Genomic DNA, 17,276 nt, shown 5'->3' with positions numbered 1-17,276 from the left:
CAAACGGGAACAGCACGGAAACCGGCACGGAAACCGGCACTGGAACCCGCTTCCGGAACCCGGCGCCCGGATCCGGAAGCGGAAGCGACGAAGGAAGAGAGACGACATGACGACCCGCGCGGCGGTCTTCGACGTGGACGGCACCCTCGCCGACACCAATCACCTGCACGTCATCAGCTGGTGGGAGGCGTTCCGGCAGGCCGGGCACGACGTACCCATGCACGCCGTCCACCGCTCCATCGGCCTCGGCTCCCACGACCTGATCGCCCGCATCCTCGGCGAGGACCGCGACCGTGACCGCGACGACGCGCTCAGCGCCGCCCACAAGACCCTCTACGGCACCTACTTCGACCGGCTGCCGGCCTTCCGGGACGCGGGACGGCTCCTGCGGACGCTGGCGTCGAACGGCTGGACGGTCGTCCTCGCCACCTCCGCCGGGGGTGCGGAGCTGTCCGCCCTGCGCCGTGCCATCGACGCCGACGACGCCATCACCGCCACCGCGAGCGCCGACGACGTGGAAGAGGGCAAACCCGCACCGGAGCCGGTGCGGCACGCGCTGGAGCTGGCCGGGGCACCCGCCGACAGCGCGGTCTTCGTGGGGGACACGGTGTGGGACATGCGCGCGGGGACCCGCGCCGGCGTCACCTGTGTGGGGCTGCTGTGCGGCGGCATCCCGCGCGCCGATCTGACGGAGGCGGGGGCCGCCGTGATCCACGACGACCCCGCCGACCTGCTCGCGCACCTGGAGGACGGCCCGTTCGGCCGCCCCACCCCCTGACCCGGGCGCCCCGGCCGCCCCGCCGCCTCCCGGCGCGCACCCGTCACTTGCCGAGTTCGCGCTGGAGCTCGGCCTTGTTCATGGACGACCGGCCCTGGACGCCCTTGCGCTTGGCCTCCTCGTACAGCTGGTCGTACGTGGCCTCCTTCGACCCACCGCCGCCCGACTGCCGACCGCCCCGCTTGGTGGTCGACGACGACGTGTCCTTCGACGACTGGCTCGACTGGCTCGACTGGCTCGACTGGCTGGACTTGTTCGACTGGCCCGACTTGCCCGAGCGGCTCGAACCACCCGAACTCTTGGCCTCACCGCTCTGCGCCCGCTGCTTGTTCACCGTCCGGGCGGCGATCTCCTCGGACCGCTCCTCGCTCGCGCCGCGCTTCTTGGAGCTCTCCTTGATGTGCTCGTACTGCCGCTCCCGCTTGGGGCTGGATCCTGCGGGCATTGTTCCTCCTTACGGCCCCCCTTGCCTGCCCTCACCCTCGTACCAGGCGCCCACCCCCGCAAACGCGCGCCCCGGATCCAGATTGGAGCTCCGGAGGCGAGGTATGCGTGCCTGTACGACGCTGAACGGGTACCCCCTGCGGACCAGCGGACCAAGGAGTGGAGCGACGTGGAGAACAAGGCAACGAAGAACCACCCTGCGGACTGTGACGTCACCGTCCAGCTGAGCGACTGCGGTCGCGAGGAGGCGCGCATCGTCTTCGACACGCTCGACCACGTCTTCTCGGCCTGTGACGCGCCCGCCACCGGACCGGAGCAGCGCCACGACCACGAGCCGACCGTCTGGGTGGCGACGTTCGACAGCTCGGCGCACTCGAGCGAGCAGCCCCCCGGCCCGCCGCACCTCGGACACCCCGTGCAGGCCCTGCTGACGGGCGACCACCACGCGGTGGCCGAGGTGGAGAAGGCGCTCGGCCGCCTCTTCGAGGTACGCACCTCCGAGTCGGTGTCCGGCGAGCACGAGAAGGAGTCGCGCCTGCTGCTCGCCCCGCGCTGAGCCGCCGCTCATTCTCATCCCCGCGACCGTCTGACCGTCTGAAGGACGCCTGGAGGCATGGAGGCACCATGGCTGTACGGCACCGGTTGATCAGAAGGCCCCCCGAAGCGGTGTGGGCCGTCCTCGCGGACGGATCGCGGTACGCCGACTGGGTCGTCGGCACCGACTCGTCCCACCAGAAGGACGACAGCTGGCCCGAGGTCGGCTCCGAGATCGCGTACACCGTGCGCCTCGGCTCGTACACGGCCGAGGGCGACACCGTCGTACGCATCTGCGACCCGCCCCGGACCCTGGAACTGGAGGCCCGCAGCGGCGCCCTCGGCACCGCCAGGATCGCCATCGAGCTGCGCCCCTGGGGAGACGAGACGCTCGTCGTCCTCGACGAGCACCCGCTGCGCGGGCCCGGCGGGTTCCTGCACAACGCGGTCCTCGACGCCCTGCTGCAACTGCGCCATCGGGCCATGCTCGGCCGCCTCGCCGACGTGGTGGAGCGGGCCGCCCCCGACGCGCCGCGGACCGCCGAAGCCCGCACCGCCGGCACTCCCTGAGGGCCGACCGGACGGAGAGAGCGATGCCACGGACACCGGAACCGGCCTGGCACACCCCCGCCCTGGAGACCACCGCGCCCGACGCGGTCGTCATCGGAGCGGGCCCCAACGGGCTCGTCGCGGCGAACGTCCTCGCCGACGCGGGATGGCGCGTCGAGGTCCTGGAAGCCAACGACGAGCCCGGCGGGGCGGTCCGCAGCGACCGCGGCGTGGACGCGGGGTACGTCAGCGACGTGTTCAGCGCCTTCTACCCGCTCGCCGTCGCCTCGCCCGTGATCGCACGCCTGAACCTCCACGAGGAGGGGCTGCGCTGGAGCCACGCGCCCCGCGTCCTCGCCCACCCCCTCGGCGACGGCCGCTGCGCCGTGCTGGAGCGGGACCGGGCGGCCACGGCGGCCGGCCTCGAACGGTTCGCCCCCGGCGACGGCCTCGCCTGGGACGGCCTGTGCGACATCTGGGACCGGCTCGGCGAGGACATCCTGGGTGCCCTGTTCACCCCCTTCCCGCCGCTGCGCTCCTCGGCCCGCCTGCTCGCCCGGCTGCGCGCCCCCGGGGGCCTGCACCTCGCCCGTACGCTGCTGCTGCCCGCGCGCCGCCTGGGCGAGGAGGAGTTCCACGGCGAAGGCGGCCGGCTGCTCCTGGCGGGCAACGCCCTGCACGCGGACCTCGCGCCCGAGTCCGCGGCCGGCGGCGGCTTCGGCTGGCTGATGTCCATGCTCGGCCAGACCGTCGGCTACCCGGTCCCGGTCGGCGGCTCCGGCGCCCTCACCGCCGCCCTCGTACGCCGCCTGGAGCGGCGCAGAGGGGTGCTGCGCTGCGGGAAGCGGGTCGCGGAGGTCGTCGTACGCTCCGGGCGGGCCGTGGCGGTCCGCACCGACGACGGGGAGACCGTGCCCGCCGGCCGGGCGATCCTGGCCGACGTCGCCGTACCGGCGCTGTACGGGGAGCTCGTCGGCCCCGAGCACCTGCCCGCACGGCTCCTGGACGACCTGCGCCGCTTCCAGTGGGACTGGGCCACCTTCAAGGTCGACTGGGCCCTGTCGGGACCCGTGCCGTGGACCGCGGAGCAGGCCTCCGGGGCGGGCACCGTGCACCTGGCCGACGGCATGGACGAGCTGACCCGCTTCGCGGCCCAGATCGCCATGGGCCGGGTGCCCGACCGGCCGTTCCTCCTCGTCGGCCAGATGACCACCGCCGACCCGACCCGCTCGCCGGCGGGGACCGAGTCGGCCTGGGCGTACACCCACGTGCCGCACCGCGTACGCGGCGACGCGGGCGACGACGCCCTCACCGGCACGTGGGACCCGCGCGAGCAGGAGGCCATGGCCGACCGCGTCGAGGCGCAGGTCGAACGGTTCGCCCCCGGCTTCCGCGCCCGGATCCGCGCGCGCCGCGTCCTCGCGCCGCCCACCCTGGAAGCCCTGGACGCCAACCTCCGCGACGGCGCCGTCAACGGCGGCACGACCGCCCTGCACCAGCAGCTCGTCTTCCGGCCCATCCCGGGCACCGGCCGCCCCGAGACGCCCGTCGAGGGCCTGTACCTCGCCTCGGCGGGAGCACACCCCGGGGGCGGCGTGCACGGCGCCCCCGGCGCGAACGCCGCGCGCGCCGCCCTGCGCAGCACGCGCCCGGTCCGCCGCACCCTGGCCCGCGCGCAGAGCGCCCTGGCGAGCAGGGGCCACCGCGGCGGCTTCTGAGCCGAACGACCTGCCACGGACGGCGTAAGGAGCGCATGCTGGGTGAGTGGGGTCGCGCGGCCGCCCGGCGGCCCCACGGAGCGGCAGCGAGCGGAGGTGAGGAGCCATGGCCGTCGGGGAGAAGGTCCTCCTCGTGGACGACCACGAGGACAACCTGCTCGCGCTGCAGAGCGCCCTCGCGCCACTCGGCCACCCGATGGAACTGGCGACCAGCGGCGACGCGGCCCTCAAGGCGGTGCTGCGCGGCGGGATCGCCGTCACCGTCCTCGACGTCGTCATGCCGGTGCTGGGCGGACTGGACGTCCTGCTCTACATGCAGCGGCTCGAACACACCCGCCACATCCCGGTCATCCTGATCACCGGCTGGGGCGCCAGCGCACAGCTGCAGCGCGACGCGTTGCGCCTGGGCGCCGCGGACCTCCTCGTCAAACCGATCGACCCGTGGGCGCTCCGCATCAAGGTGGGCTACCTCCACAGCACCAGCCGGCGCCTCTCACCGGCGTAGAGCGCCACCCGGGCGCCGCCGCGGGGGCTCACCCCGCCCCGGCCGGCCCGCCCGGGGACCGCTCCTCCCGCTCGGGCCCGGTTCCGCACCCCCCGGGCCCCGCCGCGCGGGCGCTCACCCCGCCCCGGCCGGCCCGCCCGGGGACCGCTCCTCGCGGGCCGCCTCCCCGGCCGCGTCCTCGGCCCGGCGGCGCGCCCGGCGCGCCTCGTGCTCGGCCTGCCGGGCCCGGTCCCGCGCCTCCCGGGCCCCGGCGGCGGCCGTACGCCGCCGCTCCTCGGCGGCTCTCAGCTCCTCGGCCAGGGCGGCTGCCCGCTGCTCCGCCTCGTGCAGTTCCTCGGCCAGGGCGGCTGCCCGCTGCTCCGTCTCGTGCAGCCCCTCCTCCGCGCGCTCGCGTTCCTCCTGCGCCCGCCGGTGCCGCTCCTCCCGCTCCCGTGCCTCCCGCTCGGCCGCCGCGGCCTGCCGACGGGCCTGCTCCAGCCGCGCCTGCCGCTCCAGCCCCTCGCGCCGCCGCTGCTCCTCCCGCTCCTCCCCTTGGCGCTTCCGCTCCCCCTCCCGGGCCTGCTCCCCGGTCCCGGGCGGCGGGGGAGGAGGAGGGCGCCGCGGCTGCTCCGCCACCGCGTCCGGCAAGGCCGCCGTGAAGCCGACCGGTGCGCTCAGCGGTCTCGCCAGCCGCCCGGCCGCCCACTCCTCGGCCGCCCCCGCATCGACGAACGCCGCGTTCAGCGTCCCTTCGACCTCGTGCAGTACGTCCTCGCCGACCGGTTGCCCCGCCTCGGCCGCCAGCCGCCCCGCCTCCCGCGCAAGCGCCCTGACCACGAGATGGCGGCGGTGGCCGAGCTCCCGCAGCCGCTCCCCGTCCAGTTCGTGGTGCGCCCGCCGCAGGGCCTCGCCGAGGGCGACGAGCGACCGTGTCTCCTCCGGCCGTTCCCGTACGAGCAGATTGCCGGCCCACGCGGCCAGGGTCGGTTTGCGCAGGGCCCTGATCCGGTCCGCGAGAACCTGGTCGCCGGCCCTGCGGGCTTCGGCGGCCCGCGCGTTCCGGGCCGCGGTGAAGCGGTCGGGCCGCAGCCCGTAGAGCTCGTCGGCGATGCTGTCCAGATCCCGCATAGGACCACTGTGGCCGTCCGCGCCGGGTTTCTCCTCCCGGGAGCGTGGCAGTCGTAGCACGCAGGAGTCGGGCCCCCTCCCGAGCGGACCGGACCGCCGCCGGGTCAAGGGATGGTATACGAAACGTAATGCTCGCGGAGCGGCAGACAACCCGGGCGAAGCCCGGGGAAAGGACGGGGAAACTCCGGCCGTCACGCAGGGTACGCACGCATGGCGACGGCCCGCACGGCCGTCTTGGTGCCGGCCGTGCGGGCCGCGGGGGAGCGCGCACTCGGGCTGTCCGTCCCGCCCGTTCGCCCCTCACGCGTGGGACCGAAGAAGTACGGAGGCGGGATCAGAAAGCGAAGACGCTGTCGCTTTCGGTCTCCATCACGCAGGAATTGGGGAATGTGCGGGTGAAGTCCACGCGTCGGCCTTCCCAGACCCCTTGTGCGGTGACGACCACCGGGTCGTAGATCTTGATGCAGGGGCGCTGTTCGTCTCCGCCGAGCTGGTCGAACCGGCCCTGCGCCGCGCGCAGTTCCTCGCACGCCCGCTTCGGTGCCGGGTGCGTGCCGCCGGGGGTGGGGGCGCAGGTCAGCGTGGTCGCCCGCAGGGGCGTCGAGGACGCGACGTCCTCGCCCTGCCCCATGGTGAGGACGAGCGCGCTCGGGGCGTAGAGCCGCTGCCCGGCCTCGGCGGACTCCGCGGCCTCCGCAGCGGTCAGCGGGGCGACGGCGGCGAAGGTGGCCAGGCCGCATATGAGGGCGCGCTTTACCAGCGTCCGCATGGCATGAATCCTCTCGTTGGGTTTCCCGGATGGGTGCGGTGGACACACTGCCTGGTACGGGCTGTTGACGCACATTCAGCGACGCTTTTCAGTTTTGTCTGTTATTCAAGCAGTGACGCGAAACCGCCTTCCCGGGAAGCCTCCGCCAGTCGGCCTGACACCTTGTCACCTGGCCCTACGGGCATGCCCGATACGGTTCAAAAGTTCACGATGCGTAGAACCCTGCGGTCCGGTGCCGGGTCAACACGGCTGAAACGTAACGGCAACATGGCTCAGGGCGGCGCTGGAGCCGGCTTTCATCTGAAGGTAATGTTCAGGCAAAGTCGGCGACGTCGCAGTGGGGCACGCTCGCATGGACGCCGCACCACGGTGTCGCGCCCCCCGACGCAGCCGCGGAGACCCCGCGGCCCGCCGACCTTGTCCATGACCCGACCACACCGCGCCCCCGGCCACGGCCCGGCGCGCAGGAGGCAGGCCAGATGTACCACCCGAAAGCCGCTGTTCCTGAACGGGCGACCGCCCACCGGCCGTATCCACAAGGGGAGTTCCGGTCGCCGTGAGGCGCTCGGCCCCCCATCCCGGCCCGCTCGGCCTCCTCGCCGTCCGACGTCCGCTGCCCGCCGCCATTGTCGGCGGACCGCAACGCTAGGAACACACCCTCATGCTCACCGCTTTGAAAGATCCTTCCGTATTGCGCCGCGACTTCCTCGCGTCGCTCGTCGTCTTCCTCGTCGCCGTGCCCCTGTGCGTGGGCATCGCGGTCGCCTCCGGCGTGCCCGCCGAACTGGGCCTGATCACCGGCATCGTCGGCGGCCTCGTCGTCGGCGCGCTGCCCGGCAGCTCCCTTCAGGTGAGCGGCCCCGCCGCCGGCCTGACGGTCCTCGTCTTCGAGGCCGTGCAGGAGTTCGGCGTCGGCGCGCTCGGCGCCATCGTCCTCATATCGGGGCTGCTCCAACTCGCCCTAGGAGCCCTGCGGTTCGGCCGCTGGTTCCGGGCCATCTCCGTCGCCGTCGTCCAGGGCATGCTCGCGGGCATCGGCCTGGTCATCGTGCTGGGCCAGGTGTACGCGATGGCCGACACCACCCAGCCTTCCGGCGGCCTCGGCAAGCTCGCCGGACTGCCCTCGCTGGCCGCCTCCGTCGTCTCCGGAGGCACCGCGCTCACCGCATTCCTCCTCGGCGCGGGCACCGTCGCCGTCCTCGTCCTGTGGCCGCGGCTGCCCGCGCGGGTCCGGGTGGTGCCCGGTCCGCTGGCCGCGGTGGGGCTGGCCACGGCCGTCGCCGCGCTGTTCGAGCTGCCCGTCGCCAAGGTCGAGGTGCAGGGGCTGCTGGAAGCCGTCCAGCCGCCCGGCTTCGGCGACTTCAGCGACCTCGCCGGAGTGGCGGCGATCGGGACCATCCTCGCCTTCACCCTGATCGCCTCCGCCGAGAGCCTGTTCAGCGCGGCCGCGGTGGACCGCATGCACGACGGTCCGCGCACCGACTACGACAAGGAGCTCATGGCGCAGGGCGTCGGCAACACGATCTGCGGGGCGCTCGGCGCCCTGCCGATGACCGCCGTGATCGTACGCAGCGCCGCCAACGTGCAGGCGGGCGCCCGCACATCGCTCTCACGCTTCCTGCACGGGCTGTGGCTGCTGTTGTTCGCCGCCCTGCTGCCCGCGACGATCGGCGCCATCCCGCTCGCCACACTCGCCGGCGTCCTGGTCCACGCGGGCTGCAAGCTCGTACCGGTCAAGGATCTCGGCCCGCTGTGGCGCGAACACCGGGGCGAGGCGGTCATCCTCGGCGTCACCGCCCTGGCCATCCTGTTCACCAACCTCTTCGAAGGGGTGATGCTCGGGCTGCTGCTCGCCGTGTGCAAGACCGCGTGGGAGACCTCCCACCTCCACGTCGAGATCCGGGAGCTCACCGGGGGGCGGCTCGTGGCCGCCATCACCGGCAACGCCACCTTCCTGCGGCTGCCGAAGATCCTGGAGCAGCTGGAGAGCCTGCCCCAGGACCGGCCCATCGAGCTGGACCTGTCCGGGGTGCGCCACCTCGACCACGCGTGCCGGGTCGCCCTGGAGAACTGGGCGCTGCGCCACAACGACGCCGGCACCGAACCGGTCCGCCTGCTCCACCCGGCCCCGGTGGGCCCGGGGGCCCCGGCGGCTCCCGCGGATCCGGCGGGTCAGCCCTCGGCCGTGTCGAGGGCGTAGCCGACGACGGACCAGGGCGTCAGCCGGTCCTTCTTGACCAGCGCGACGGCCTGGTCCGGCTCGTGCCCGCCGGCCTGTCCCGAAGGCTGTCGTTCCGAGGGCTGCCCCACGGGCTGCGCGGCGGCCTGCGTCGCGGTCCCGGCGCCGAGCAGCGCGCCGGCGACCGCGGCCACGGCGGCGGCGCGGAGATTCACGGTGCGGGCGGTACGGGCGGCGCCGGCGGTACGGATATTCACGGTTCCCCTCTCGACTTCGTCAGTCCTGAGTCCTGCCGGAGATCAACGACCGGCAGCTTCTCAGGTGTCGTGACGCAAGCGGCGGAGAGGGAGGATCTCCGCCTGTTGACCAAAAGGTCCGAAAGGAGTTTTATGGGGTTAAAGGGCAGATAAAGTCTTCCATAGGAGGCAGGGCCCGCAATGACCACTCATCCGAGCATCGAGCAACACCCCGATCTGGCCGAGATGCGCTCCCGCTTCGAGCGCGCGACCAGCAACCCCCGTAGCCAGGCGGTCGAGACGCTCGGCCTCCTCACGGGTGTCTACCTGGCCGCCTCGCCCTGGATCGCCGGGTTCAGCGGCCTCACCGCTCTCGCCGTGACCAACTTGATCACCGGTATCGCCTACGTGCTGTGCATGGGCGGGTTCACCTCGGCGTACGAGCGGACCCACGCCATGGCCTGGTGCGCCTGCGCCATCGGCGCATGGACGATCGTCTCCCCGTGGGTCGTCGCCGGCAACGTCGACACGACCCGCAGTGTGGTCAACAACATCATCGTCGGCGTCGTGGCTCTGCTGCTCGGCGCGGCCATGGCCGCAGCCGCCAAGAGCGAAGCCCGCTCCGGACGCGCCCGCGTCCGCGGAGGCCCCGGCCCGACCATGGAGTGAGGAACGGAACGGAACGAGGAGCTGACACGCTCGACATGAGGTGACGCGCACCGACGCGCCCCCCGTACGGCCCCGACGCCACCGACGGCGCCGGGGCCGCCGCGTGCCGGGAACCCGGGCACCGGCCCCGCGCACCGACCACACGAACACGTAACACGGGACAGGTGTGCGGCGACCCCGGCGCGGGGAGGGCCGTGATCATGACATCGACTTCCGCTCCGGCCCGCCCAGGGCCCGGCCACCGCCCCGCCCGGCAGCTCCTCGCGGCCTCCGTCGGCAACGCCGTCGAGTGGTACGACTGGTACGCCTACACCTTCCTGGCCACGTACATCGCCGGCCAGATATTCCCCAAAGAGGCCGAGACCTCCCTCGTCCCCCTCCTCGCCACCTTCGCCGTCTTCGCCGTGGGCTTCTTCATGCGCCCCGTCGGCGGCCTCCTCATGGGCGCCGTCGCCGACCGGCACGGCAGACGGGCCGCCCTGACCGTCACCATCCTCCTCATGGGCGGCAGCAGCCTGCTCGTCGGGCTCACCCCCACGTACGCGACGGCCGGCCTTACCGCCCCCGTGATCCTCGTCGCCGCTCGGCTCCTCCAGGGACTGTCGGTGGGCGGCGAGTTCGCCGCCTCCACCACCTTCCTCGTCGAGTCGGCCGGCCCGGGACGCCGCGGACTGTTCTCCAGCTTCCAGTACGTCTCGACGACCGTCGGCCAGCTCGCCGCCTCCGGCATCGCGGCCGTGCTGGTCGGCACTCTCAGCGCCGGTGCGATGGAGAGCTGGGGCTGGCGCGTCCCCTTCCTCCTCGGCGCGGCCCTCAGCCTGGTCGGGTTCTGGATCCGGCGCGGTGCGCACGAGACGCTCACCCCCGGCGCCGACGGCGAGGACAGCCGCCCCCGCCCCGGCCTGTTCGACGCCCTGCGCCACCATCCGCGCGCGTCCCTGCTGATCTGCGGCATCACGGCCGGCGGCACCATCGCGTACTACACGTGGACCTCGTACCTCCCCACGTACGCCGAGCTCAACGCCGGTGTCGCCAAGGCCGACGCGCTGCTCGCGGGCACCCTCTCCCTCGGCTTCTTCGCGTTGCTGCAGCCGCTCGGCGGCCTGCTGTCCGACCGGTACGGCCGCAAACCGCTGCTGCTCTTCTTCGGCGTCGGCTTCGCGGTCCTCAGCGTGCCGCTCCTGCGCTCCATCAGCGGCTTCGGCACGCTCCTGCTGGTCCAGTGCGCGGGCATGGTGCTCCTGACCGGCTTCACGTCGATCTCGGCGGCCGTCAACGCCGAGATCTTCCCGGCCCGGGTGCGGGCGGCCGGCATCGGCTTCCCGTACTCCCTCACCGTCGCGCTCTTCGGCGGGACGGCCCCCTATGTGGGCACCCTCTTCAAGGACCTCGACCGCCCCGGGCTGTTCCCCTGGTACGTCTCCGCCCTCTGCCTGCTGTCCGCCCTCGTCTACCTGCGGCTGCCGGAGAGCGCCCACAAGGAGCTGGAACGCTGAACCCCGCCTCCTCCGGACCCGACGCCTACGTCGCGTCGTGCCGCAACGGCGTCAGCTGTTCGATGTCGTACCGCGCCCGCAGCGCCGCGATCGCGTCGTGGTCCGGCGGGCCGCCCTGGTCCAGGATCTCCAGCAGCTCCTCGAAGTAGCGTTCGTGGTCCGGCGGCGGCGACGCCTGGAAGAACATCTTGGCCGGGGTGTCCGTGCGGTTGGCGAACGCGTGCGGGCAGCCCGGCGGCACCACGATGACCGTGCCCGGCGTGGCCCGCACCGTCCGCTTCCCGGACGCCGACTCCCAGTGCCGCCAGTCGTCCGGCGTTCGTACACGCGGCTCGAACGCCAGGACGTCCAGCTCTCCCTCCAGTACGTAGAAGAGCTCCTCGCTCCGTGTGTGGAGGTGGGCCCCCACGTCGAAGCCCGGCGGCACCACCACCTCGAAGCTGGACGCCGCCCGCGAGTGCTCGCCCGTCACCTTGAACGTCACCTGCTGGGCGGGCGTACGCAGCGTCCGGCCGTGCCCCGTCGGTACCAGCAGCCCGTCGGGCGCGCCGGCGAGCAGGGCCGCCGGCGTCCCGTGGTGCGCGGTCACCAGGTCACCGGGAGGGACTCGGGCCCACGGATCAGCGCGCCCCGGCGGAACCGGAGCCGCTCCACCGGGACCGCGAACCGGAGCCCGGGGAAACGATCCGCCAGGGCGTCGACGAGCAGCTCCGTCTCCAGCCGCGCCAGCATGGCGCCGACGCAGTAGTGCGGCCCGTACCCGAACGCCACATGGGGGTTGGGGCTCCGGTCGAAGTCGATCGTCTCCGGGTCGGCGAACACGTCCGGGTCCCGGTTGGCCGCCAGGTACGACACGTAGACCGGCTCGCCCGCCCGGATGCGTACGCCGGCGACCGTCACGTCCTCCAGCGCGATCCGGGACAGGCCGACGGCGCTGCGGTGCGGGATGTAGCGCAGCAGCTCGTCGATGGCGCGCGGGCGGATCCCCGGTTCGGCGCGCAGCCGGGCGAGGTGCTCGGGGTGCGTGAGCAGGATGAAGACCATGTTGCCGACGTTGTTGGTGACCGCCTCCCCGCCGATCTGGATCAGCAGCGCCAGCCCCACCGCCTCCGAGGCGGTGATCTCGCCCGCCTCGACCGCCGCCCCCAGCAGGCCGATGACGTCCTCGCCGCCGCCCGCACCCCGCTCGCGCAGCACCTCCGCGAAGTACGCGCACATCTCGTCCTTGGCCCGCTGGCTGCGCTGGGCACCCTTGGCCGAGGACAGGATCAGCGACGTCCACTCGTGCATCTGCGGCCGGTCGGCCTGGGGCACACCCATCAGCTCGCAGACCACGGCCAGCGGGAACGGCTCCAGCAGCCGCTCGGTGAAATCGGCCGGCGGCCCGTCCCGCAGCACCTCCTCGACGAGCTCGTCGAGGCTCTCCCGGGCCCGTTCCCGGACCCGCTCCACACCGCGCGTGGTGAACGCCGGCGCCACCGCCCGGCGCAGCCGGGTGTGGTCGGGCGGGTCCTCGAAGCCGACCGCCCCGTCGACGGGGATGAAGTGCGGGGCGAGCCGGGTGACGTTGTGCTGGGCCACCAGCTTGCGACTGAAGCGCGGATCGTTGGTCACCATCCGCACGTCGTCGTAGCGCGTCACCAGCCAGGCCCAGCCGTCGCCGTTGGGCAGCTTGATCCGCGTGACCGGCCCCTCCCGCATCAGCTCGGCGAGCACCGGGTCGAAGTCGACCCCGAACAGGTCGAGCGCGGGCCAGGGGCGTACGGGCGGCAGCGTGGCCGTGTCGGCCGTTTCGGCCGTGGTGGCCGTGGTCGTCTCATCCAGCACGGTGCGAATCCTCTGTTGAAGACGCGGTCGGGAACGGTGTCCGGGGCCCGGTCAGGGTTGATCGGAGATGGTCCAGCGGCCGAGGGACATCTCGGCCGTGATGCCGGGGCCGAACCCGGCCAACAGGCCGCGCGCCTCATGCTCCGCGCTGCCCTCGTCGAACAGCCGGCGCAGCGCGTCCAGGACGACGGCGCTGGCGATGTTGCCGTACTCGGTCAGCGTCGCCCGGCTGAAACGGAACGCCTCCGGCTCCACGCCCAGGAACTTGCTGAGGTCGTCCAGGATGCGTGGCCCGCCCGCGTGGATGATGTAGAAGTCCAGGTCGGACGCGTCCCAACCGTGCTGCCCCGCCAGCTCCTTGAGCGCCGGAGCCAGTGGCTCCATGGTGCCCGGCACCCGCTTGTCCAGCTTGAAGTGGAACCCGGTGTCCTTGATGTCGTACGCGATCCACTCCTCCGTCTGCGGCACCAGGTACGAGCCGTTGCGCTCCAGCGAGATCCCGGTCCCGCCGCGCCCGCGCATCACCGCCGCGGCGAGGCCGTCGCCGAAGAGCCCGTTGGACAGCAGGTTGCCGACCTCCAGGTCGGTGGGCTGGTAGCAGAGCGAGCAGAACTCGCAGGCCACGATGAGGGCGTTGGCCTCGGGGTAGGCGGTGCAGAAGTCGTGGGCGCGGTTGATCGCCGCGCCGCCGGCGGCACAGCCCAGCTGTGCGATGGGCACCTGACGGGTGTCGGTTCGGAAACCCATGGTGTTGATGAGCCAGGCCGTCAGGGACGGCATCATGAAGCCGGTGCAGGAGACGTAGATGATCACGTCGATGTCCTGGGCACGCAGCTCGGCGTCTTCGAGGGCCTGGCGGATGACGGCGGGCACACGGGCCTTCGACTCCGCCTCGTACACGGCGTTGCGGGCCTCGAAACCGGGGTGCTTGAGCGTCTCCTCGATCGGCCGCAGGAGATGCCGTTTACGTACGCCGGTGTTCTCCATCAGTCGCAGCGCCAGCGCCAGCTGCGGGTGGTCCGCGTGGATGGAGCGCGCCAGATCGAGCGTCTGCTGCATGGTGATCACATGCTCGGGGACCGCCACCGCGGGTCTGCACAACGTGGCCATGACGTAAGCCCTTTCGTCGCGTTTGCTCAAAGAATCACGGACCCGCGGCGAGGGCGCGCGTCGAGGAATTCCGGCCCCGTTGAGCCGATCTGGTGAGCGCGGCCCTCTCCAGGACCGGTGAACCGCCGCCGCGGCCCGGGGCGCCCGGCGGCCGTTCCCCGCCCGGGGAGCCGCTCATGGGCCGCATCACGATGTCAGGCCCCGCCGCAGCGGCGGCCGTGGAGCACGGCACGGAGGAGTGGCGTGCGCGGCGCGCGCAACAACAGCGACGGCGTGGCGTGCCCACGTCTCACCCGTGCGGCCGAGCACGGCATGCCCCGGCCGAGGGCGTCGGCGCAGCATGAGTGAATGCCGCACCACCTCCGCATCGTCCACGGCCGCCCGACCGCCACCGAGCTCGCGGCGCTCACCGCCGTGCTGACCGCACTCGCCTCCCGGTACGCCACCGAGCACACGGCGGCCGGACCCACGGCCGCCCCGCGCAGGGCCGAGTGGGACCGCGGCTGGCGGGCCCACCCCTCGCCCGGATCGTGGCGCGCCCGGCTGGGCGCGGCCGTCCACCACCACCGGCGATGAGCGACGGCGACGCCCTGCGGCTGCTCCTCACCTCCGACACCCACGTGCCCAGACGCGCCCGTCAGCTGCCCGTCGAGCTGCTCGACGCCGTCGACCGGGCCGATGTGGTGCTGCACGCGGGGGACTGGGTGGACGCCGCCACACTGGACCTGCTCGAGAGCCGCGCCCGGCGCCTGATCGCCGTGTACGGCAACAACGACGGCCCCGACCTGCGCGCCCGCCTTCCCGAGGTGGCCCACGCCGACCTCGGCGGCCTGCGCTTCGCCGTCGTCCACGACACCGGCCCGGCCCAGGGCCGCGAACGGCGCTGCGAGGAGCGGTTCCCCGGCCTCGACGTCCTCGTCTTCGGACACAGCCACATCCCGTGGGACACCACGGCCCCGGGCGGCCTGCGGCTGCTCAACCCGGGCTCCCCGACGGACCGGCGCCGCCAGCCGTACCGCACGTACATGACGGCCCTGGTGACCGGCGGCCGCCTCACCGAGGCCGAACTGCACCGCCTGGGTTAGTCCGGCGCGAGCCGAGGAACACGGAGACCATGAACGACCGGAAGCACACGCCCGAGACGGCGACGGAAGAGGTCCTGCACGAGTTCGAGGAGGCCGAACTCGACATCGACGAGAAGAAGCAGAAGCGGGACCGCAGGCGGAAGAACGGCGAGGCGGCCGACACCCTGACGCCGAGCCCCACGGCCCAGGAGTCGGTACGCCGCGAGAAGGACCGGGAGAAGGACCGCGCGTCGGGCCGCGAGTAGGGCGGCGCAGGCCCTCGGGGCGCGCTCTTGCCGTCGTCGGCGGCCCCGCAGCCCGTGACCATCAGTACGGTCGCCGTCGCGCTGACCATTTCCGCGTCATGCAGTGCTCCGCACGATCCGTCTTACGATCACACGATGAAGCCGCTGTCCCGTGCCGTGCGCGTGGTCGTGTCGGACCGTGCGCCCGTCCCCGCCCTGCCGGGCCATCCCGCGTCGTACGAGATCACCGATCCGGCGGAGGTAGGGGAGGTGGTGGCCGCCGCCGAGGCCGCCGAGGCGGTGACGACGGCCGGGCCCGGGCGGCACACGTTCGCCTGCATGTGCCACGACCACCCCCGGCTGACCTTCTACGACGCCGGGGGCCAGCGCATCCGCACGATCGACGAACCCCTGACAGACCTGCTCCAGCCGACGACAGCCGGGGCCATCCCGAGGCGCCACCGCGATACCTGGGCCGCGGCCGCCCCCGAACCACTGCGCCGCTACGCCCGGGCCTGGGCCGGGGGAGAGGTACCGGACCCCGCGACGGCACGGACCGTGCCGCTGGAGGCCGTGTTCAGCTGGCTGGGGGTCCCGCGCGCCGCCGACGCCGCCCATGTGCTCGCACGCCTGGCACCCCTCGCCCTGCTGACGCAGGCGTCGACGGCCGACCTCGCCTGGGCCGTCCGGCGTACGGACGCCGCGGGGCTGGACGGGGCGGTGACCTTCTTCGCGAGCGAGCACTTCACCACCCGCCACCCCAAGAAGCGCCGCGTCGGCGCGACCGCCCGCGACCTGCTCCTCCGGCACGCGCACACGCGCCACCCCCACCAGGTGGCGGTGCTCCAGCGGCGGATGCTGGTGGCGGCGGACGACCGCGTCACGCGGTGAGGCCGACCAGCTTTCCGACCTTACGGCCCTCCTCCAGGTCCCGGTGGGCGGTGGTTATCTCGTCGAGGGAGTAGACGTGAACGGGTCCGAGCCCGATCTCGCCGGTGGCGATGCGGTCGAGATAGCCCTGCAGGACGGCGGCGGGCAGGTCGACGGCGTCGCCGGAGTAGGCGGTCAGCCGCACCCCTGTGGGCAGATAGGCGATCGGATAGAAGTCGCGCACGGTCCACTGGTTGGACAGCATCCCGGTGAAGCACACCGTGCCGTGGACGCGGGTGGCCGCCAGCGTGTCCGGCAGGGTGGGGGTGCCGACCAGTTCGAGGGCGGCGTCCACACCGGCGGGGACGAGCGCGCGTACCCGGTCGGCGACCGTGCCGTCGTCCACCAGGGCGTGATCGACACCGTGGGCGGTGAGGGCCGCGGTGCGCCCGGCATCGCGGGTCGTGGCCAGGACGGTGGCGCCCATGTCCTTCGCCAGAGCCGTCACGGCCAGGCCCAGGGCCGAGGTTCCGCCGCGGATCAGCAGCGTCTGACCGGGCTTCAGGTCCAGGCCCACGGTGAGGGAGCCGTAGGCGGTCTGGAGGGTCTCGGGGACGGCGCCGAGGGTCTCCCAGGGCAGGTCCGAGGCGAACGGGATCACCTGGGAGCGCGGCACCACGGTGTATTCGGCGTAGCCGCCGTCGAAGGTGCGGCCCATGCCGCCCATCATGGCGGCGACCCGCTGCCCGGGCTCCAGCACGCCGTCCGGGTCGGCATCGATGGTGCCGGTGGCCTCGATACCCGGTACGCGCGGGAAGGTGACGCCCTCCGCCAGCCCGAGACGGGTGTGCAGCTCGGAGCGGTTGAGCCCGAACGCCTCGACCTTGATGCGCACCCACCCGGGGCCGGGCTCGGGGACGGGCAGCCGGCACAGCCGCAGGTTCTCGACCGGCCCGGGCCCGTCCAGCACGACGGCCCTCATGGTCGCGTTGACGGTCGTACTCATAACGCCTCCTCAGAAACCTTCCGCTCCCCGGCTGTTGCCTTGTCCACACGTACGGGGATCAGGCTGCGGGCTCACATGCCGTCAACCTACGCTGTCAAGATCGCGGCAGCGACGGATGGCGGAGACGGGCGGAGGGCGGACCGGTGGGAGAGGGCGGGAACGCGTTGTAC

At 73.1% G+C, this 17,276-nt stretch carries 20 protein-coding genes; 12 read left to right on the top strand and 8 right to left on the bottom strand.

Annotated elements, in window-relative coordinates; genetic code table 11:
- The first annotated feature begins 106 nt into the window (after positions 1 to 106).
- Complete coding sequence (locus ACZ42X_RS00620; protein WP_468282517.1) at positions 107 to 778, top strand: HAD family hydrolase; 672 nt, start codon at positions 107 to 109, stop codon at positions 776 to 778.
- A gap of 43 nt (positions 779 to 821) precedes the next feature.
- Here ACZ42X_RS00620 and ACZ42X_RS00615 read toward each other — a convergent pair whose 3' ends face one another.
- Positions 822 to 1,223, bottom strand: a complete 402-nt coding sequence (locus ACZ42X_RS00615; protein ID WP_468282514.1) for a plasmid stabilization protein — start codon at positions 1,221 to 1,223, stop codon at positions 822 to 824.
- A 168-nt stretch (positions 1,224 to 1,391) separates the two neighbouring features.
- Here ACZ42X_RS00615 and ACZ42X_RS00610 point away from each other — a divergent pair, with 168 nt between their 5' ends.
- The 4 genes from ACZ42X_RS00610 to ACZ42X_RS00595 all read left to right on the top strand — a co-directional run bounded on the left by ACZ42X_RS00610 (position 1,392) and on the right by ACZ42X_RS00595 (position 4,528).
- A complete protein-coding gene (locus tag ACZ42X_RS00610) occupies positions 1,392 to 1,778 on the top strand; it encodes a hypothetical protein (RefSeq protein WP_468282511.1) in 387 nt (128 codons plus the stop codon).
- Between the two features lie 68 nt (positions 1,779 to 1,846).
- Positions 1,847 to 2,326, top strand: coding sequence for an SRPBCC family protein (locus ACZ42X_RS00605; protein WP_468282508.1), 480 nt, complete (start codon positions 1,847 to 1,849; stop codon positions 2,324 to 2,326).
- A gap of 23 nt (positions 2,327 to 2,349) precedes the next feature.
- Positions 2,350 to 4,023, top strand: a complete 1,674-nt coding sequence (locus ACZ42X_RS00600) for a phytoene desaturase family protein (protein ID WP_468282505.1) — start codon at positions 2,350 to 2,352, stop codon at positions 4,021 to 4,023.
- Positions 4,024 to 4,129: 106 nt separating this feature from the next.
- Positions 4,130 to 4,528: a response regulator gene (locus ACZ42X_RS00595; protein ID WP_468282502.1), complete on the top strand. Its 399-nt coding sequence runs from the start codon at positions 4,130 to 4,132 to the stop codon at positions 4,526 to 4,528.
- Positions 4,529 to 4,642: 114 nt separating this feature from the next.
- Here ACZ42X_RS00595 and ACZ42X_RS00590 read toward each other — a convergent pair whose 3' ends face one another.
- Both ACZ42X_RS00590 and ACZ42X_RS00585 read right to left on the bottom strand, forming a co-directional pair.
- On the bottom strand, positions 4,643 to 5,635 hold the full coding sequence (locus ACZ42X_RS00590) for a hypothetical protein (protein WP_468282499.1): 993 nt from the start codon (positions 5,633 to 5,635) through the stop codon (positions 4,643 to 4,645).
- Positions 5,636 to 5,969: 334 nt separating this feature from the next.
- Positions 5,970 to 6,404: a subtilase-type protease inhibitor gene (locus tag ACZ42X_RS00585; protein ID WP_468282496.1), complete on the bottom strand. Its 435-nt coding sequence runs from the start codon at positions 6,402 to 6,404 to the stop codon at positions 5,970 to 5,972.
- A 661-nt stretch (positions 6,405 to 7,065) separates the two neighbouring features.
- On the opposite strand from ACZ42X_RS00585, the gene ACZ42X_RS00580 reads away from it, so the two are divergent.
- On the top strand, positions 7,066 to 8,604 hold the full coding sequence (locus tag ACZ42X_RS00580; protein WP_468282493.1) for a SulP family inorganic anion transporter: 1,539 nt from the start codon (positions 7,066 to 7,068) through the stop codon (positions 8,602 to 8,604).
- Here ACZ42X_RS00580 and ACZ42X_RS00575 read toward each other — a convergent pair.
- A complete protein-coding gene (locus ACZ42X_RS00575; RefSeq protein WP_468282490.1) occupies positions 8,577 to 8,840 on the bottom strand; it encodes a hypothetical protein in 264 nt (87 codons plus the stop codon). The genes ACZ42X_RS00580 and ACZ42X_RS00575 overlap by 28 nt on opposite strands.
- 180 nt (positions 8,841 to 9,020) lie before the next feature.
- Here ACZ42X_RS00575 and ACZ42X_RS00570 point away from each other — a divergent pair, with 180 nt between their 5' ends.
- Both ACZ42X_RS00570 and ACZ42X_RS00565 read left to right on the top strand, forming a co-directional pair.
- The gene (locus ACZ42X_RS00570; RefSeq protein WP_468282487.1) at positions 9,021 to 9,488 is read left to right on the top strand and encodes an SPW repeat protein; all 468 of its coding nucleotides are present in this window, start codon (positions 9,021 to 9,023) and stop codon (positions 9,486 to 9,488) included.
- Positions 9,489 to 9,688: 200 nt separating this feature from the next.
- Positions 9,689 to 10,984: an MFS transporter gene (locus ACZ42X_RS00565; protein ID WP_468282484.1), complete on the top strand. Its 1,296-nt coding sequence runs from the start codon at positions 9,689 to 9,691 to the stop codon at positions 10,982 to 10,984.
- Between the two features lie 25 nt (positions 10,985 to 11,009).
- On the opposite strand, the gene ACZ42X_RS00560 is transcribed toward ACZ42X_RS00565, so the two are convergent.
- The 3 genes from ACZ42X_RS00560 to ACZ42X_RS00550 are packed head-to-tail and all read right to left on the bottom strand — an operon-like array spanning position 11,010 to position 13,951.
- Positions 11,010 to 11,573: a cupin domain-containing protein gene (locus tag ACZ42X_RS00560; protein WP_361427322.1), complete on the bottom strand. Its 564-nt coding sequence runs from the start codon at positions 11,571 to 11,573 to the stop codon at positions 11,010 to 11,012.
- Entirely contained in the window at positions 11,570 to 12,811 is a 1,242-nt protein-coding gene (locus tag ACZ42X_RS00555) for a cytochrome P450 (RefSeq protein WP_468282480.1), read from the bottom strand. The genes ACZ42X_RS00560 and ACZ42X_RS00555 overlap by 4 nt, the downstream gene beginning before the upstream one ends.
- Positions 12,812 to 12,862: 51 nt before the next feature.
- On the bottom strand, positions 12,863 to 13,951 hold the full coding sequence (locus ACZ42X_RS00550) for a type III polyketide synthase (RefSeq protein ID WP_468282477.1): 1,089 nt from the start codon (positions 13,949 to 13,951) through the stop codon (positions 12,863 to 12,865).
- Between the two features lie 318 nt (positions 13,952 to 14,269).
- On the opposite strand from ACZ42X_RS00550, the gene ACZ42X_RS00545 reads away from it, so the two are divergent.
- From ACZ42X_RS00545 to ACZ42X_RS00530, 4 genes are all read left to right on the top strand, one after another.
- Positions 14,270 to 14,497, top strand: a complete 228-nt coding sequence (locus tag ACZ42X_RS00545) for an acyl-CoA carboxylase subunit epsilon (RefSeq protein WP_468282474.1) — start codon at positions 14,270 to 14,272, stop codon at positions 14,495 to 14,497.
- A 14-nt stretch (positions 14,498 to 14,511) separates the two neighbouring features.
- Positions 14,512 to 15,006: a metallophosphoesterase family protein gene (locus tag ACZ42X_RS00540; RefSeq protein WP_468284071.1), complete on the top strand. Its 495-nt coding sequence runs from the start codon at positions 14,512 to 14,514 to the stop codon at positions 15,004 to 15,006.
- A gap of 29 nt (positions 15,007 to 15,035) precedes the next feature.
- Positions 15,036 to 15,251 carry a hypothetical protein gene (locus ACZ42X_RS00535; protein WP_468282471.1) on the top strand — a complete coding sequence of 72 codons (216 nt, stop codon included), beginning with the start codon at positions 15,036 to 15,038 and terminating at the stop codon, positions 15,249 to 15,251.
- Between the two features lie 135 nt (positions 15,252 to 15,386).
- The gene (locus ACZ42X_RS00530; protein ID WP_468282468.1) at positions 15,387 to 16,121 is read left to right on the top strand and encodes a hypothetical protein; all 735 of its coding nucleotides are present in this window, start codon (positions 15,387 to 15,389) and stop codon (positions 16,119 to 16,121) included.
- On the opposite strand, the gene ACZ42X_RS00525 is transcribed toward ACZ42X_RS00530, so the two are convergent.
- Positions 16,111 to 17,106, bottom strand: coding sequence for a zinc-binding alcohol dehydrogenase family protein (locus ACZ42X_RS00525; RefSeq protein ID WP_468282466.1), 996 nt, complete (start codon positions 17,104 to 17,106; stop codon positions 16,111 to 16,113). The two genes, ACZ42X_RS00530 and ACZ42X_RS00525, sit on opposite strands and share 11 nt — an antisense overlap.
- Between the last annotated feature and the right edge of the window lie 170 nt (positions 17,107 to 17,276).

The sequence above is a fragment of the Streptomyces sp. NPDC030862 genome, from assembly GCF_055571835.1.
Note: the sequence above shows the minus strand (reverse complement) of the source record. Positions and strands in the feature narration are given on the sequence as shown.

What these genes read in the sequence shown, in the direction of transcription:
- ACZ42X_RS00620 (WP_468282517.1), top strand. Translation starts at nt 107, where the DNA reads ATGACGACCCGCGCGGCGGTCTTCGACGTGGACGGCACCCTCGCCGAC.
- ACZ42X_RS00615 (WP_468282514.1), bottom strand. Translation starts at nt 1,223, where the DNA reads ATGCCCGCAGGATCCAGCCCCAAGCGGGAGCGGCAGTACGAGCACATC.
- ACZ42X_RS00605 (WP_468282508.1), top strand. Translation starts at nt 1,847, where the DNA reads ATGGCTGTACGGCACCGGTTGATCAGAAGGCCCCCCGAAGCGGTGTGG.
- ACZ42X_RS00600 (WP_468282505.1), top strand. Translation starts at nt 2,350, where the DNA reads ATGCCACGGACACCGGAACCGGCCTGGCACACCCCCGCCCTGGAGACC.
- ACZ42X_RS00595 (WP_468282502.1), top strand. Translation starts at nt 4,130, where the DNA reads ATGGCCGTCGGGGAGAAGGTCCTCCTCGTGGACGACCACGAGGACAAC.
- ACZ42X_RS00590 (WP_468282499.1), bottom strand. Translation starts at nt 5,635, where the DNA reads ATGCGGGATCTGGACAGCATCGCCGACGAGCTCTACGGGCTGCGGCCC.
- ACZ42X_RS00585 (WP_468282496.1), bottom strand. Translation starts at nt 6,404, where the DNA reads ATGCGGACGCTGGTAAAGCGCGCCCTCATATGCGGCCTGGCCACCTTC.
- ACZ42X_RS00580 (WP_468282493.1), top strand. Translation starts at nt 7,066, where the DNA reads ATGCTCACCGCTTTGAAAGATCCTTCCGTATTGCGCCGCGACTTCCTC.
- ACZ42X_RS00570 (WP_468282487.1), top strand. Translation starts at nt 9,021, where the DNA reads ATGACCACTCATCCGAGCATCGAGCAACACCCCGATCTGGCCGAGATG.
- ACZ42X_RS00565 (WP_468282484.1), top strand. Translation starts at nt 9,689, where the DNA reads ATGACATCGACTTCCGCTCCGGCCCGCCCAGGGCCCGGCCACCGCCCC.
- ACZ42X_RS00545 (WP_468282474.1), top strand. Translation starts at nt 14,270, where the DNA reads ATGCCGCACCACCTCCGCATCGTCCACGGCCGCCCGACCGCCACCGAG.
- ACZ42X_RS00535 (WP_468282471.1), top strand. Translation starts at nt 15,036, where the DNA reads ATGAACGACCGGAAGCACACGCCCGAGACGGCGACGGAAGAGGTCCTG.
- ACZ42X_RS00530 (WP_468282468.1), top strand. Translation starts at nt 15,387, where the DNA reads ATGAAGCCGCTGTCCCGTGCCGTGCGCGTGGTCGTGTCGGACCGTGCG.
- ACZ42X_RS00525 (WP_468282466.1), bottom strand. Translation starts at nt 17,106, where the DNA reads ATGAGTACGACCGTCAACGCGACCATGAGGGCCGTCGTGCTGGACGGG.